Annotated in this window: 17 protein-coding genes; 6 read left to right on the plus strand and 11 right to left on the minus strand. The window is 58.9% G+C overall.

Translation table 11 applies throughout. From position 1 onward, the window contains the following. Positions 1 to 3: 3 nt before the first annotated feature. From M5G26_RS15985 to folE2, 5 genes are read right to left on the minus strand one after another with little or no spacing between them, the layout of a single operon-like run. Positions 4 to 564: a gamma carbonic anhydrase family protein gene (locus M5G26_RS15985; protein ID WP_273915924.1), complete on the minus strand. Its 561-nt coding sequence runs from the start codon at positions 562 to 564 to the stop codon at positions 4 to 6. Beyond that, the gene (locus tag M5G26_RS15990; RefSeq protein ID WP_273915925.1) at positions 561 to 1,436 is read right to left on the minus strand and encodes a metal ABC transporter substrate-binding protein; all 876 of its coding nucleotides are present in this window, start codon (positions 1,434 to 1,436) and stop codon (positions 561 to 563) included. Before M5G26_RS15990 ends, M5G26_RS15985 begins: the two co-directional genes overlap by 4 nt. An 11-nt stretch (positions 1,437 to 1,447) precedes the next feature. Further along, a complete protein-coding gene (locus tag M5G26_RS15995) occupies positions 1,448 to 2,314 on the minus strand; it encodes a metal ABC transporter permease (RefSeq protein ID WP_273915926.1) in 867 nt (288 codons plus the stop codon). Further along, entirely contained in the window at positions 2,314 to 2,982 is a 669-nt protein-coding gene (locus M5G26_RS16000; RefSeq protein ID WP_273915927.1) for a metal ABC transporter ATP-binding protein, read from the minus strand. Before M5G26_RS16000 ends, M5G26_RS15995 begins: the two co-directional genes overlap by 1 nt. Next, positions 2,979 to 3,875 carry a GTP cyclohydrolase FolE2 gene (gene folE2, locus M5G26_RS16005; protein WP_273915928.1) on the minus strand — a complete coding sequence of 299 codons (897 nt, stop codon included), beginning with the start codon at positions 3,873 to 3,875 and terminating at the stop codon, positions 2,979 to 2,981. The genes M5G26_RS16000 and folE2 overlap by 4 nt, the downstream gene beginning before the upstream one ends. 84 nt (positions 3,876 to 3,959) lie before the next feature. Here folE2 and M5G26_RS16010 point away from each other — a divergent pair, with 84 nt between their 5' ends. Then, complete coding sequence (locus M5G26_RS16010) at positions 3,960 to 5,162, plus strand: N-acetylmuramoyl-L-alanine amidase (RefSeq protein WP_273915929.1); 1,203 nt, start codon at positions 3,960 to 3,962, stop codon at positions 5,160 to 5,162. Here the strand turns inward: M5G26_RS16010 and M5G26_RS16015 are convergent. Next, the gene (locus M5G26_RS16015) at positions 5,159 to 5,536 is read right to left on the minus strand and encodes a glutamine synthetase (protein WP_134176467.1); all 378 of its coding nucleotides are present in this window, start codon (positions 5,534 to 5,536) and stop codon (positions 5,159 to 5,161) included. The two genes, M5G26_RS16010 and M5G26_RS16015, sit on opposite strands and share 4 nt — an antisense overlap. Positions 5,537 to 5,744: 208 nt before the next feature. Here M5G26_RS16015 and zigA point away from each other — a divergent pair, with 208 nt between their 5' ends. Both zigA and M5G26_RS16025 read left to right on the plus strand, forming a co-directional pair. Beyond that, positions 5,745 to 6,950, plus strand: a complete 1,206-nt coding sequence (gene zigA, locus M5G26_RS16020; RefSeq protein ID WP_273915930.1) for a zinc metallochaperone GTPase ZigA — start codon at positions 5,745 to 5,747, stop codon at positions 6,948 to 6,950. Next, positions 6,950 to 7,594, plus strand: a complete 645-nt coding sequence (locus M5G26_RS16025) for a DUF1826 domain-containing protein (protein ID WP_273915931.1) — start codon at positions 6,950 to 6,952, stop codon at positions 7,592 to 7,594. The genes zigA and M5G26_RS16025 overlap by 1 nt, the downstream gene beginning before the upstream one ends. A 4-nt stretch (positions 7,595 to 7,598) precedes the next feature. Here M5G26_RS16025 and M5G26_RS16030 read toward each other — a convergent pair whose 3' ends face one another. Then, a complete protein-coding gene (locus tag M5G26_RS16030) occupies positions 7,599 to 7,955 on the minus strand; it encodes an NADH:ubiquinone oxidoreductase (protein ID WP_122596787.1) in 357 nt (118 codons plus the stop codon). A gap of 29 nt (positions 7,956 to 7,984) precedes the next feature. Between M5G26_RS16030 and M5G26_RS16035 the strand changes: the two genes are divergently transcribed. Continuing rightward, the gene (locus tag M5G26_RS16035) at positions 7,985 to 8,950 is read left to right on the plus strand and encodes a CobW family GTP-binding protein (RefSeq protein ID WP_273915932.1); all 966 of its coding nucleotides are present in this window, start codon (positions 7,985 to 7,987) and stop codon (positions 8,948 to 8,950) included. Positions 8,951 to 8,990: 40 nt separating this feature from the next. On the opposite strand, the gene M5G26_RS16040 is transcribed toward M5G26_RS16035, so the two are convergent. Further along, entirely contained in the window at positions 8,991 to 9,404 is a 414-nt protein-coding gene (locus M5G26_RS16040; RefSeq protein ID WP_026000521.1) for a DUF3301 domain-containing protein, read from the minus strand. 117 nt (positions 9,405 to 9,521) lie between these two features. On the opposite strand from M5G26_RS16040, the gene pdxY reads away from it, so the two are divergent. Further along, positions 9,522 to 10,394, plus strand: a complete 873-nt coding sequence (gene pdxY, locus M5G26_RS16045; RefSeq protein ID WP_007912061.1) for a pyridoxal kinase PdxY — start codon at positions 9,522 to 9,524, stop codon at positions 10,392 to 10,394. Between the two features lie 101 nt (positions 10,395 to 10,495). Here pdxY and M5G26_RS16050 read toward each other — a convergent pair whose 3' ends face one another. After that, positions 10,496 to 10,978, minus strand: a complete 483-nt coding sequence (locus M5G26_RS16050; protein WP_003229693.1) for an acyl-CoA thioesterase — start codon at positions 10,976 to 10,978, stop codon at positions 10,496 to 10,498. Positions 10,979 to 11,257: 279 nt separating this feature from the next. Here M5G26_RS16050 and M5G26_RS16055 point away from each other — a divergent pair, with 279 nt between their 5' ends. After that, the gene (locus M5G26_RS16055) at positions 11,258 to 13,021 is read left to right on the plus strand and encodes a cation:proton antiporter (protein ID WP_007912064.1); all 1,764 of its coding nucleotides are present in this window, start codon (positions 11,258 to 11,260) and stop codon (positions 13,019 to 13,021) included. A gap of 21 nt (positions 13,022 to 13,042) precedes the next feature. Here M5G26_RS16055 and M5G26_RS16060 read toward each other — a convergent pair whose 3' ends face one another. Next, positions 13,043 to 13,450: an SMI1/KNR4 family protein gene (locus M5G26_RS16060; protein ID WP_038359443.1), complete on the minus strand. Its 408-nt coding sequence runs from the start codon at positions 13,448 to 13,450 to the stop codon at positions 13,043 to 13,045. Positions 13,451 to 13,588: 138 nt separating this feature from the next. Continuing rightward, complete coding sequence (locus M5G26_RS16065; protein WP_038359440.1) at positions 13,589 to 14,464, minus strand: Tim44 domain-containing protein; 876 nt, start codon at positions 14,462 to 14,464, stop codon at positions 13,589 to 13,591. Positions 14,465 to 14,750 lie beyond the last annotated feature (286 nt).

Raw genomic sequence — 14,750 nt, forward strand, 5'->3', positions numbered from 1 at the left:
GATTCAGAACTCGTTCTGCAAGGCTTTGTAGCCGCGCACCAGATCGACATTGGTGCGTGCCACGTCTTCGGAAAACTCCGAGGCGCTGACACTCACCGGTGGGAACAATGAGAGGTCGGTGTTCGGGCCGATGCGAGTGGTGGAGGGTACGTAAAAGGCGTCCGGCAGATCCCGACCATCGACCACCGAGTTGTGCCGCACGACACAACCATTGCCGACAACGCAGTTGAACAACACGCTGTTGAAACCGATGAACACGCGGTCGCCAACCGCGCAGGGGCCATGCACGATCGAGCGGTGGGCGATGGAACTGAACTCGCCGATGGTGACTGCCGCGCCGGATTTGGAGTGGATCACCACGCCATCCTGAATGTTCGAGTTGGCGCCGATGGTGATTGGCTCCATCTCTCCAGACGCGTCCACTTCATCGGCGCGGATCACCGCGTAGGGTCCGACAAAAACGTTCTCACCAATCACCACCTTGCCGCAGATGATTGCGGTTTTATCGACATAGGCCGACTCGGCAATCTGTGGCAAATCACCTGAAGGGTTCTTGCGGATCATGGTTGGCTCAGTGCGTCGTAAAGGGTGTTGAGGTTGTATTCGAACAGACCCGTGAAGGTGCTGGCCGGGCCGTTGGCGGCGAGGGCGTCGGAGTAGAGCGTGCCGCCGATATGCGCACCGCTTTCGTCGGCGATCTGTTTGAGCAGGCGTGCATCCTTGATGTTTTCCATGAACACCGCTTTGACTTTGGCCTGACGAATCTGAGTGATCAGCGCCGCGACTTCAGCGGCTGATGGCTCGCGTTCCGTCGACAAACCCTGCGGCGCCATGAAGTCGATGCCGTACGCCTGGCCGAGATAACCGAAAGCATCGTGACTGGTGACGATCTTGCGGTTGCCCGGTGGCAACGAACCGAGTTTGGTTTTGGCTTCGGCGAGCAAGGCGTAGATCTGCTTCAGATAGGCTTTGCTGTTACGTTCGTAGTCGGCCTTGTTCGCCGGGTCGGCAGCGGTCAGTGCCTTGGTGATGTTGGCGACGTACAACTCGGCATTCGCCAGATTGTGCCAGGCGTGCGGGTCGGGAACGGTTTCGCCGTCCTCATCCAGTGATCGGGGAATCACGCCATGGCTGGCACTGATGACGGTGGCTTTGGTCTCGGTGCTGGTCACCAGTCGGTCCAGCCATGGCTCGAAACCGAGGCCGTTCTTGATGATCAGTTTGGCGCTGAGCAATGCCTTGGCATCGTCCGGTGTCGGCTCGTAGGTGTGTGCGTCGGCGTCCGGGCCGACCATGTTGGTGATCTGGATATGCTCGCCGCCGACCTGATGAACCATGTCGGCGAGAATGCTGAAGCTGGTGACCACCGGCAATTTTTCTGCCGCCGACAAGGACATCGACAGCATCAGGCTGAACAACACGACTAGAGCACGCATCGGGAAACACCTCATTGGGATGTGAGCAAGGGCGGGCGGCGCAGCAGACCGTGTACCGGTCCGAACACCACGGACAGCAGATAACCGAGACCGGCGACCAGCACGATGGCCGGACCGCTGGGCAACGAGTAATAGAACGACAGCAGCAGGCCGAACCAGACCGAGAGGCAACCGATGACGGCCGCGATGGCTATCAGGATCGGCAGGCGTCGGCTCCAGAATCGCGACGCCGCGGCGGGGAGCATCATCAGCCCGACCACCATCAGCGCGCCGATGGCCTGGAAACCGATGACCAGATTGAGCACGACCAGCGTCAGGAAGACGCCGTGGGCGAGGGGGCCAAGTCGGCTGACGGTTCTCAGGAACAGCGGGTCGAGGGTGTCGAGCAACAGCGGTTTGTAGATCAGCGTCATGGCGATCAGGCTGAATGCCGAAACCCATAACATGCCGTTGAGAGTCGGGCCGTCGACGGCCAATGCCGAGCCGAACAGCAGGTGCAACAGATCGAGGCGTTTGCCGGCGATGCCAAGAATCAGCACACCGCTGGCGAGGGAGATTGGGTAGATTGCGGCGAGGCTGGCGTCTTCGCGCAGACCGGTGCGACGGGTAATCCAGGCGGCGAGACCGGCCATGCTCAGACCCGCACCGAGGCCGCCGAGTGTGAGAGCGGGGAGACTCAGGCCGGCGAACCAGAAACCCAATGCCGCACCGGGGAGGATGCCGTGGGCGACTGCATCGCCGATCAGGCTCATCCGTCGCAGGATCAAAAATACGCCGAGTGGCGCCGTGCTGCACGCCAATACCACACCGCCAAGCAGGGCGCGGCGCATGAAGACGAACTCGTTGAACGGCTGCCAGAGGTGGGCGACGGCGAGCATCAGGCCACCTGCGTGTGAGGTGTTTGTTGAATGAGTTCCGCACTCGCGCCGAATACGCAGTCGCGGTTTTTGATCAGCAACGTCTTGGGAATGTGCTGGCGCACGGCGGCGAGGTCGTGGCACACCACAACCAGCGTTCGGCCTTCACCATGCCAAGCGTGGATGTGTTGCCAGAGCAACCGTTGGCCGAGTTCATCCAGTGCGGCGTGGGGTTCGTCGAGGATCAACACCGCAGCATCGGTCAGACTCAGTCGAGCGAGCAGGGCGCGTTGCAGTTCACCGCCGGACAGGGCCATCAGTGGACGCTGTTCGAGCCCGCTCAGGTGCCAGTTTTCCAGTGCGTCCTTCAAGCGTTGTGCGCGCAGTTGGGTTGAGAGTCGACGTCCCCAGAAACCCGCCGCGATCAGCTCTTCGAGGCTGATGGGGAATTGACGATCGAGATGTTGCTGTTGAGGGAGGAAGGACAATCCGCTTTGACGAGGAACACTCAGGGCGACGTTACCCGCCAACGGCTTTTGTAGTCCGGCGATGACTTTCAGCAGGCTGCTTTTACCGCAGCCGTTTGCACCAATGATGGCCGTCAGGCTGCCACTGTCGAGCTCAAGAGTCAGAGGAGCAGTCAGTGGGTTGCCGGGTGCGCCCCAACTCAGGGATTGGCAGCGGATCATGCTTGCTCACGCTGCCAGTTACTTTCGGCGACCGCGTCGTGAGCATGCAGGCTTTCGGCGTGGATCACTCGGAGGTGGAACTGGTTGACGCCGGGGGTTCGACGAAGTGCGAGATTCAGTCGGCGCGCAGCGTCTTCACAGAACATCAGGTTCTGCCCGTTGGCGAGTGCGAAGGCTTGTTCGTCTGCGCGTTTTACGGCGGTCTGTACAGCCGTCCCGAGCGCAGCCTCGGCGTCGTTGATGATTGTACTCAACGGCAACTCATCAATGAATTCGTCCAGGTGAAGGTGCAGTTGTGCAGTGCTGCGTTGGCTGTGGGGTGTGGCGACGATGCCTTGGGTCGAGCCGAGCCAAGCCAGAATGTCAGCGTGTTGAAGCGGCTTGTTGGCGAAGTCATCGATGAATTGCTGCTGAATCAACTGCCTCGCCAGCGCAGCTGAACATGGGCAAGTTGAGGAGTAGGGCACTTCGATTTTGAGTTCCACGTGGAACATTTGGTTTTTCAGGCTTGCGGAAATAGTCGCTGGATAGGATTTCCAGCCCGCTAACGGACTGACCAGTGCCGGTCTCTTCAGCAACAAATCAGTGTGAATATTCAGAAAGCCACAGTTGGATAAACCCGCGTGACTGTGCAAAAACTCCTCGAGAATCTGCCGCAACAAGGCAGGAGAAAGGTTCTCCCGCTCAAGCACTTCTAGCGCCAGATACAGGCGCGACATGTGAATGCCACGCGCCGCGCCATCATCCAGGCTGACGCCAGCGTCGGCCTTTGCGCTCAGTCGTTTTCCTTCCAGCAAGACAGGCAATGCGATGCCGTGCATGCCCACCCATTCGAGTGGTAAAGCTTGTCGGTTGGCCTGCGCGGCGATATCCGGGAGTGTCAGCGAATTCATGTACGGGACCATCGTGTTGATTGAAATCGATGTTACATTATAACAATTCAAATCACGATGTCTTTTTCATGAACGGGTTTTCATATGCGTCGACGTCACGTGCTCAATCTGATTCTGGCCTGCGCGGCTTTCGCTTTGCCCTTCAGTGCGTCGGCTACGCAAATTCGCAATGCGCGGCTTTGGCGTTCGGATGAAAAGCTGCGATTGGTCTTCGATTTGAGCGGGCCCGTATGCTACAAAACCTTCACGCTCAGCGCTCCGGAACGGCTGATTGTCGATGTAGTCGGTGCGAATCTGAGCGGTGACTTCAGTCAGTTGGTGCTCAGTGGCACGGTGATTCGTTCGATTCGATCCGGGCCTTTTGGTCAGGGAAACACGCGGATTGTTCTCGATTTGAGCAGTCCAGTGCTGCTGAGCAGCTTTCTTTTGGCGCCGCAGGATGGCCAGAGTCATCGGCTTGTTCTGGATTTAGTCAGCGCAAAAGCGGCGCCAACAACACCGATGGTTCCACGTGAAACACCCAGGATTGGCGCTCACCCGAAGCGCGACATCATCGTTGTTGTCGACCCGGGACACGGCGGGAAAGATCCCGGTGCGGTCGGCGCCAAGGGTGAAAGAGAAAAGGATGTGGTGCTTTCCATCGCACAATTGCTCGCCAAGCGTTTGAAAAAAGAGAAAGGCTTCGACGTAAAACTGGTGCGCAATGACGACTTCTTCGTGCCTTTGCGCAAGCGCGTGGAGATCGCCCGACGGCACAAGGCCGACATGTTTATCTCGGTGCACGCCGATGCTGCGCCGCGTCTGACGGCTTCAGGCGCGTCGGTCTATTGTCTGTCGGAAGGTGGTGCAACGTCGGCGACGGCACGTTTCATGGCGCAGCGGGAGAACGGCGCGGATTTGCTCGGCGCCTCCAGTCTGCTCAATCTGAAGGATAAGGACCCGATGCTCGCCGGGGTGATTCTCGACATGTCGATGAACGCAACGATCGCCGCCAGCCTGCAACTGGGCAATACGGTGCTAGGCAGTCTGGCCGGCATCACCACCCTGCATCAGAAGCGCGTGGAACAGGCCGGATTCGCCGTGCTGAAGTCGCCCGATGTGCCGTCAATTCTGGTGGAAACCGGCTTCATTTCCAATGCGCATGACAGTCAGCGTCTGGTCACGACGCGGCATCAGCAGGCCGTGGCGGATGGTTTGTTTGAGGGATTGCAGCGTTACTTCGAGAAAAATCCACCGATCGACAGCTATCTCGCCTGGCAGCAGGAGCAACGCAAAGCGCAGGCCTAGCAGCCAGCAATTCGGCTGCAAGTGAATTTCGCGCTACTCCCGCCCGAGCTGGAGAAGCGATTGATGGTCGTCCAGCCGACGCGGCGGGTGTAGCCGACCCAGGCTTCCCCGTCGGAGGCGATGCCAGTGAAGAACGTCAGTTGACCAAAACGGCTGTTGGTTTGTGCCCAATAACGCTGACCAGTCTTTTCGAATCCGCGCAGATAAAGCGTATTGCCGACGGTGTTGACGCTATACGCGTTGCCCTCGGCATCGACGCACGCCAGCAAGTTAGCGCTGCGTGTACAGCTCGCGAGCGCCGGTAGCTGCGCCCACGCGCTATCAGCAACCAGCAATCCAAGGCTCAAAAACCAGCATTTCAATACAGTTTTCATTACCAATTCCGGGTGTGAGGCTGGCTCAGCTTCCTGCTGTTTATCGCTAAGAACAAGAGCGGGCTGGTTTATTTGTGTTGTTATACTATAACATTAATATCAACTGAGCCTGAGCGGGCCGATTTCAAGCGTTTACCTCGTATGAGGTACCAAAACGCCAAGCGCTAGCAAAAGCGCCAGTCGGCTGCCTTTCTATGAGGATTATCCAATGTCAGCTGAATTGCCCGTTACCGTACTTTCAGGATTTCTTGGCGCCGGAAAAAGTACACTTTTGAATTACGTACTACGTAATCGAAGGGGTCTTCGCGTCGCTGTAATCGTTAACGATATGAGCGAAATCAACATCGATGGCAGCGAAGTCCAACGCGATGTCAGCCTTAATCGCGCAGAAGAAAAAATCGTCGAGATGAGCAATGGTTGTATCTGCTGTACGTTACGCGAAGATCTTCTGGAGGAAGTCAGCAGGCTGGCCCGTGACGGTCGCTTCGATTATTTGCTGATTGAATCCACCGGCATTTCCGAACCATTGCCCGTGGCAGAAACTTTTACCTTTCGCGATGAGCAGGGCCAAAGCCTCTCCGACATTGCGCGTCTCGACACCATGGTCACTGTAGTCGACGGTGTGAACTTCCTGCCGGACTATCAGGCGGCCGAAAGCCTCGCCTCCCGTGGCGAGATTCTCGGTGAGGAAGACGAGCGATCGATCACTGACCTGTTGATCGAACAAATCGAATTCGCCGACGTCCTGGTGATCAGCAAGATCGACCTGATCAGCCAGCGCGAGCGCGAGGAACTGGTCGCGATCCTCAAACGCCTCAACGCCCAAGCCGAAATCATCCCGATGGTGATGGGCGAGGTGCCGCTGGAGAAGATCCTCAATACCGGTCGCTTCGATTTCGACAGAGCCGCGCAGGCACCTGGCTGGCTGCAAGAGTTGCGCGGTGAGCACGTGCCGGAAACCGACGAGTACGGCATCGCGTCCACCGCCTACCGCGCGCGTCGGCCCTTTCACCCACAACGCTTTTTCAGCTTTATCGATCGTCCATGGCTGAACGGCAAACTGCTGCGTTCGAAAGGCTTTTTCTGGCTGGCCAGCAAACCCACTGATGCCGGCAGCTGGTCGCAGGCCGGTGGGTTGATGCGCCACGGCTTTGCCGGACGCTGGTGGCGTTTTGTGCCGAAAAACCAGTGGCCGCAGGATCAGGAAAGTACGGCGGCCATCATGGAAAACTGGACGGCGAGCGTAGGAGACTGCCGTCAGGAGCTGGTGTTCATCGGTCAGAACATCGATTTCCTACAGCTCTCCGCCGAACTGGATGAGTGCCTGCTGACCGATGAGGAGATGGCCCTTGGCGTGGAGGGCTGGCGATCACTGCCGGATCCGTTCGGCCCTTGGCATGAAGAGGCCGCCTGATGCTTGCCCTCAAACAAATGCAAATCCGCACGCGTCATCAGCACCAAGGCCCGACCCCAAAAACGCTGACGCGCATTCTGGACGACGACACCAATCTCGCCGTCTGGACGCGCCAACTGCCGTTGCACATCAGTGAATTCGCCCACTTGCTGCTGTCGCTCAATGAACCCTTGGCGGAATCGTTGTGCCTTGAATTGCCGGATGAGGACGCGGAGCCTGACCTCAGTGGCCTGGCCTCAGGGTTCCGCGATCTGGAGGGCTATGAAGGCTTTATTGCCGACCTGAAATGGCTGGTCGGCGCCTTCGCCTGTTTGCTGGGAGCCAAGCGAATCGGACTGCGTCTGCGAGTGCTCGATAAAGCCATGTGCCCACGTTTCCACGTCGATCACGTGCCGGTGCGGCTGATCACCACCTACGCCGGCGTCGGCAGCCAATGGCTCAAGGAAGGCGCGATGGATCGCAGTCAGCTGGGGCAGGCCAATGCCGAACCTCGAGCGCCAATCGAGCAACTGAGCAGCGGCGACGTCGCGCTATTGAAAGGCGAGAAATGGCACGGCAATGAAGGCTTCGGTTTGATTCACCGCTCGCCGCAACCGGACGCGGGAGAGCGTCGATTGATACTGACTCTCGACTGGCTCGGCTAATGCCTCAAGGCTTGAGCCACGAACCCTGGCTCTGGCCTTCGCAATACGGTTTCAGATATGCCGCGTCCGTGGCCACGCCGTAATAGTGGATGTCCTGGCGATAAGGCATATTGGCGACTTGCGCGTTGCTGCACACGCCAAACGCACCGCTCGGGCACTGATCGACGTATTGCACTTCGACTTTTTGCCCGGCCAGCGTTGGCTGGCAGAAACCGTCGTTGAACAGTTTCTCCGGGATATTGCGGTTCTGCTGACAGACTTTGACGTCGAGGCGCTCACCCTGACTGTGCACGACACAGGCCTGAGCCCACGCTTCGCTCGACAGCAGCGCCAACAGCAACGACCATCCCATCCAACGCATCTTTGAATCTCCCAAGAAAGCTCCCGGCCATGTTGCAGAACATTCCTACCCATGTCATTGCTGGCCCTTTGGGCGCCGGCAAGACCAGCCTGATTCGCCAGCTCATGGCCCAGCGGCCGGAAAGCGAGCGTTGGGCGGTGCTGATCAACGAGTTCGGCCAGATCGGCCTTGATGCTGCGCTGTTGACGAGTGACGCCGATGGTATCGCACTGGGCGAAGTGGCCGGTGGCTGCCTGTGTTGTGTCAATGGCGCGCCGTTTCAGATTGGCCTGGGGCGGTTACTGCGCAAGGCGAAGCCTGATCGGCTGTTCATCGAACCTTCCGGGTTGGGGCATCCGGCGCAGTTGCTCAAGCAATTGAATGAGGCGCCGTGGTTGGGCGTGCTGGCGGTTCAGCCGTGTGTGCTGGTGCTGGATGCTCAGTCGCTTGAAGCGGGGAGAGCATTGCCGGCAGCGCAACAGGCAGCTTTGCCCAGTGCGGGCTTGTTGTTGCTGAATAAAGCAGAGAACCTTGATGAAACTGCCCGAGCGCAAATCACTAGCCAGTTGCCGCCAGTCAGGCTGATCTGGACGCAACAGGCGCGATTACCGCTTAGCGAACTGCCGGGTGTGGCTGCGAAAGCGATCAGTGGAGTGGATCACCTGGCCGTGCCCAAGGGAATGGGACAAATGCCGGCAGTCTGGACTGATCCGACGCTGCCGATGTGTCTGAGTCAGGCACAGGAGGGAGGCTGGAGCATTGGCTGGCGTTGGCATCCGAGTCAGACGTTCGACAAGCAACGCATTGCTGAATGGCTCACCAGCCTCAATTGCAAGAGAGCGAAACTGGTTATCCACAGCTCGGATGGCTGGGTGTCTGCGAATGCCCTGGATAATGCCGACCTGAGCTGGCAGGCCAGTGAATGGCGGAAAGATTCGCGCATCGAGCTGATCTTCAGTGATGTGCAGGATGTTGAGGTGCTGCAGAGAGGGTTGTCGGGGTGCCGGGAGGGTTAAGATCAAAAGATCGCAGTCTTCGGCAGCTCCTACATGGCCTTCAGGGCTTCCATTTGGTGTGTTCCTGGCGCCACTGGCTTAGCTCGATGACTTCGGCGCGCGGCTTGTGCACTTCAACCACCGGTGGCGTGTCGTCGAACGGTGCCGGGTAGGGCGCCAGCTCGATTTGTGCACTGTGCGCACCAAACTGGGTGATGGTGCCGTTATGGCGGGTTTCGCCGGTCACGGTGAACTCGAAGTTGTACACCCGCGCCAGTCGTCGGCGACCGTTGGCGTCCTTGATGAAACCGATCTTCTTCAGGGCAACGTTGCCGTCGAGCAACTCGACCCGCACATTCAGGCAATGCTGTTTGACCCGCTCCAGCGCGCGTTCGCGCAAGCCGTGGTTGTGCCATAGCCAAGCGCCGGCAGCGGCGAACAGTATCAGCACAAAGATGTTTTCCAGGGTCAGCATCAACATCGAACTCCAAAAGATAGCGTCAGCTTAACTGCGTCGCCGGTCTGTCGTACAGGCTGCGTTTCGTCGCATACTGCGCGGCTTGAATTTCAATCGTTTTACGGAATGACCCGAATGAAACGTACGCCTCATCTGCTCGCCATTCAGTCCCATGTGGTGTTCGGCCACGCCGGCAACAGCGCCGCGGTTTTTCCGATGCAGCGGGTCGGGGTCAATGTCTGGCCGCTGAACACTGTGCAGTTTTCCAACCACACCCAGTACGGCCAGTGGGCCGGCGAAGTGCTGGCGCCGCAGCAGATTCCCGAGCTGGTCGAGGGCATCGCGGCGATTGGCGAGCTGGGCAACTGCGACGCAGTCCTGTCCGGTTACCTCGGCAGCGCGGCGCAGGGCCGGGCGATTCTTAGCGGTGTCGAGCGCATCAAATCGGTCAATCCGAAAGCGCTCTATCTATGTGATCCGGTGATGGGCCATCCGGAGAAGGGATGCAGCGTGCCGACTGAGGTCAGCGATTTTCTCCTGGAAGAGGCGGCGGCCGTAGCGGACATCATGTGTCCAAACCAGTTGGAGCTGGACAGCTTCTCCGGGCGCAAGCCGCAGTCGCTGTTCGATTGCCTGGCGATGGCGCGGGCACTGTTGGCGCGCGGGCCGAAAGCGGTGCTGGTCAAGCATCTGGATTATCCGGGCAAGCCAGCCGATGGCTTTGAAATGTTGCTGGTGACAGCCGAAGGCAGCTGGCATTTGCGCCGTCCGCTGTTGGCGTTTCCGCGTCAGCCGGTGGGCGTGGGTGATCTGACTTCGGGCTTGTTTTTGGCGCGGGTGCTGTTGGGCGATAGCCTGGTGGCGGCGTTCGAATTCACTGCTGCGGCAGTGCATGAGGTGCTGCTGGAGACTCAGGCGTGCGCCAGTTATGAGTTGCAGCTGGTGCGGGCGCAGGACCGGATTGCGCATCCACGGGTGAAGTTCGAGGCGACGGCGATCAGCCTGTAATCGCCTAATCGTTCAAAAAGATCGCAGCCTTCGGCAGCTCCTACATGGGAATGCAAAACCCTGTAGGAGCTGCCGAAGGCTACGATCTTTTGCTTTTGATCTCAGGCGTCGCCCTTGATCTCCTGATAGCGCTTCTCCAGCTCCTGACGAATCTGCCGGCGTTGCTGCGCCTGCATGTAGCGACGCTTGTCTTCGCTGTTCTGCGGTTGCAGCGGCGGCACCGCTGCCGGCTTGCGCTGGTCATCCACCGCCACCATGGTGAAGAAGCAGCTGTTGGTGTGGCGCACAGAACGCTCGCGGATGTTTTCGGTCACGACTTTGATGCCGACTTCCATCGAGGTGTTGCCGGTGTAGTTGACCGACGCAAGGAAGGTCACCAGTTCGCCGACATGGATCGGCTCGCGAAAAATCACCTGATCCACCGACAGCGTCACCACGTAGCGGCCGGCATAACGGCTCGCGCAAGCGTAGGCCACTTCGTCGAGGTATTTGAGCAGGGTGCCGCCGTGGACATTGCCAGAGAAGTTGGCCATGTCGGGGGTCATCAGTACCGTCATCGACAGCTGGGCGTTTCCGGGTTCCATAACGTTCTCACGGATCAAGGCTGGTTACTGGAAGCACCTCTGCGGGTGCCTGGTCGCTTTTCTAAAGCACCGTTATCGGGACGCCGGGCGACTCGCCGCCGTCACGCCGGAATCGATCTGTTTCCATATATTGCACCGCCTTCCAGCCGCAAGTCGCGGTGTTAACCTGCAAAAGCCCCTTACAAAGGCAATTCCCACACGAAAAGCGGATTTTTACTTCGCTCGCCCAGACATTTCTGACGTCTGCTGGCGAGCCTCGTCATTCAAGGAGCCCACGCCATGCATGCCATCAGTTTTATTCAGGATCTGGCAGTGATCATGTTGGTCGCAGGTGTGGTGACCGTGTTGTTCCACCGTTTCAAGCAGCCGGTGGTGCTTGGCTATATCGTCGCCGGCTTCATCATCGGCCCGCACACGCCGCCTTTCGGCCTGATCCACGACGAAGAAACCATCAAGACCCTCGCCGAACTCGGGGTGATTTTCCTGATGTTCTGCCTCGGCCTGGAGTTCAGCCTGCGTAAGCTGTTCAAGGTCGGCGCCACGGCGTTTATTGCGGCGTTCCTCGAAATCGTTCTGATGATCTGGATCGGTTATGAAATTGGCCGCTGGTTCGACTGGAACACCATGGATTCGCTGTTCCTCGGCGCCATCCTGGCGATCTCTTCGACCACCATCATCGTCAAGGCGCTCAATGACCTGAAGATGAAGAACGAGCGCTTTGCGCAGTTGATCTTCGGTGTGCTGATTGTTGAAGACATCCTTGGTATCGGCATCATTGCGCTGCTATCGAGCATCGCCGTCAGCGGCACGGTCAGCTCAGGCGAAGTGTTTTCCACGGTCGGCAAGCTGTCGCTGTTCATGATCGTCGCGCTGGTTATCGGCATCCTGTTGGTGCCGCGTTTGCTGGCTTACGTGGCGAAATTCGAGAGCAACGAGATGTTGCTGATCACTGTGCTCGGCCTGTGTTTCGGCTTCTGCCTGCTGGTGGTCAAACTTGAGTACAGCATGGTGCTCGGCGCGTTCCTGATCGGTGCGATCATGGCCGAGTCGCGGCAATTGCTGAAGATCGAGCGCCTGATCGAACCGGTTCGCGACCTGTTCAGTGCGATCTTCTTCGTTGCCATCGGCCTGATGCTCGACCCGATGATTCTTCTCGAATATGCGTGGCCGATTGCGGTGATCACCGTGGCCGTTGTCCTCGGCAAGATGTTGTCCTGTGGCCTCGGGGCGTTTATCGCCGGCAATGACGGACGCACCTCGCTGCGTGTGGGAATGGGTCTGTCACAGATTGGCGAATTTTCCTTCATCATCGCCGCGCTGGGCATGACCTTGCAGGTCACCAGTAACTTCCTTTACCCGGTCGCCGTGGCCGTGTCGGTGATTACCACGCTGTTGACGCCGTATCTGATCCGTGCGGCTGATCCGCTGTCGATCAAGCTGTCTGCGGCGGTGCCCAAGCCTCTCGGCCGTGTGTTGGGCATGTACGGTGAATGGCTGCGCAGCATCCAGCCGCAAGGCGAGGGCGCGATGCTGGCTTCCATCATTCGCAAGATCTTGCTGCAGGTCGGGGTCAATCTGGCACTGGTCATCGCGATCTTCTTCGCCGGCGCGTATTTCGCCGAACGCATCTCGCTGTGGCTGCAAGACTGGATCAGTGATCCGAGCTGGCAGAAGGCGTTGATCTGGGGTGGGGCGTTGCTGGTGTCGTTGCCGTTCCTGATTGCCGCTTACCGCAAGCTCAAGGCGCTGTCGATGCTGTTGGCGGAAATGGGGGTGAAACCGGAGATGGCCGGGCGTCACACGCAGCGAGTGCGGCGGGTGATCTCCGAAGTGATCCCGATTCTCTCGCTGCTGGTGATTTTCCTGCTGTTGGCAGCCTTGTCGGCCAGTATTTTGCCGACCAACAAGTTGCTGGTGCTGATCGCCGTGGTTGCGGCAGCAGTAGCGGCGCTGCTTTGGCGCTGGTTCATCCGCGTGCACACGCGGATGCAGGTGGCGCTGCTGGAAACCCTCGACAACCATAAAGAGTCGTCGGGGCATTGACCTGGCGGGGCGGCTGGCCGATCAGCTTTCCAGCCAGACGTCCCGCGCCCAGTGCCATACCGATTCCCAGGTTTCTTCGGCAATCAGCTCTTCTTCGGCCTGCCACAGCACCACCGTGCCATCTTCTTCGACGCAGTAGTAGTCATCGCCGTCCTGACAGATCGGGATCAGGCTGCGATCAACACCGACATCCCAGGCGTTGGCGGCAACATCCGGCAAGTAGGTGTGGGATTGCGGGTCGGTGACGGTCACCGGCTCAAGGCTGCCGTAAACCACATCGCTGACGGTCAGCAGAAACTCTTTGAAGACAAACGGAATGTCGATGAACAGTTGTTCTTCGATTTCGACCAGCAGATCTTCGTCAGGCAACTCCAAAGGAACCGGCACGGGTTCGTTGGCTTCACGCAGTTGTTCGATGATTTCTTCCACGTCCGGGATCCTCTTGCTTGAATGGCGCGGTTTATATGGGCCGGTTTATACAGTAGCTCGCTATAGATGCAACCGCGAAATAGAAAACCCCAGCCGAGGCTGGGGTTTTCTATTACGGCAAGTGACGCCTGGAAGGGATCAGCCGTTCTGGCGGATACCGGCCACCAGCCAAGGCTGGTTCTCGCCCTGCGGACGTTCCATGTTCCAGCTTTCGCTGAACACTTCGCCCTGGTCGAAGCGCGAGGTTTTCGACACACCGCTGAAGGTCAGGGTGGCGATGGTCTTGTCGGCACGGTCATCCACGCCGTCCAGTTGTACCTGGAGGTTGTCGATGTAGGTCGACTGGAACGCGTCGCCCAGATCTGCGCGCTCACGCTTGAGGAACTCGAGCATTTGCGGGGTCACGAACTCGGCGATCTTGTCCATTTCATTGGCGTCCCAGTGCTGCTGCAGCGACTGGAAGTGGCTGCGTGCAGCTTCAAGGAAGTTCTGCTCGTTGAACCAGGCCGGCGCGTTGATCACCGGACGGGCGGCAGCAGGTGCAGCCGAACCACCGAAGATCGAACCCATGGCGGCAGGCTTCTGCTCGAACACTTCACGCTGCATCGGCGCACCGGCCGGAGCGAATTGCTCTTGCTGCTTGCGGCGACGCGCGGCGATGAAGCGGAAGATCACGAACGCGATCACGGCCATGATCAGGATGTCGAAGATCTGCATGCCCTGGAAGCCGCCGCCCATGAACATGGAAGCGAGCAGGCCACCGGCGGCGATACCGGCCAGAGGGCCGAGCCATTTCGAAGCACCGCCGGCCTTGGCGGCAGCGCCTGCGGCACCGGCAGCACCAGCGGTCGCTGCTGCGCCGCCGACACCTGGAGAAGAAGGAGCCATCTGGCTGGTCTGGTGCGTCGGCGCAGCGCCGGCGCTTTTGCCACCACCAAAGCGCTTGGCGTTGGCGTCGAGGCTCATCGTCAGGCCGATGCACAACGCCATGGCGATGCTAAGAAAACGTTTCATAAAGGGTATTCCCGTTTGTGGAGACACGCGCGCCATGTTGCACAGCTGAAGTGTTACTGGCTAGCGAGAGAGTGTTTCGGGCTTTTGCCTGACAGGTCGCGTTCAGCTTCGCGAGGCAATAAGAGCGTGTACTTTTGGCTGTAGGAAAAGGAGATAGGTTCCGCAGGATTGTTGGACAGAACACCAAACCCTGGGAGCGAGCCTGCTCGCGAAAGCTGCACCACGGTCTATCAGATCAACCGCGGTGATTTCATTCGCGAGCAGGCTCGCTCCCACAGAAAAGCGA

Source organism: Pseudomonas sp. TNT2022 ID642 (assembly GCF_028656995.1).
GTDB lineage: Bacteria > Pseudomonadota > Gammaproteobacteria > Pseudomonadales > Pseudomonadaceae > Aquipseudomonas.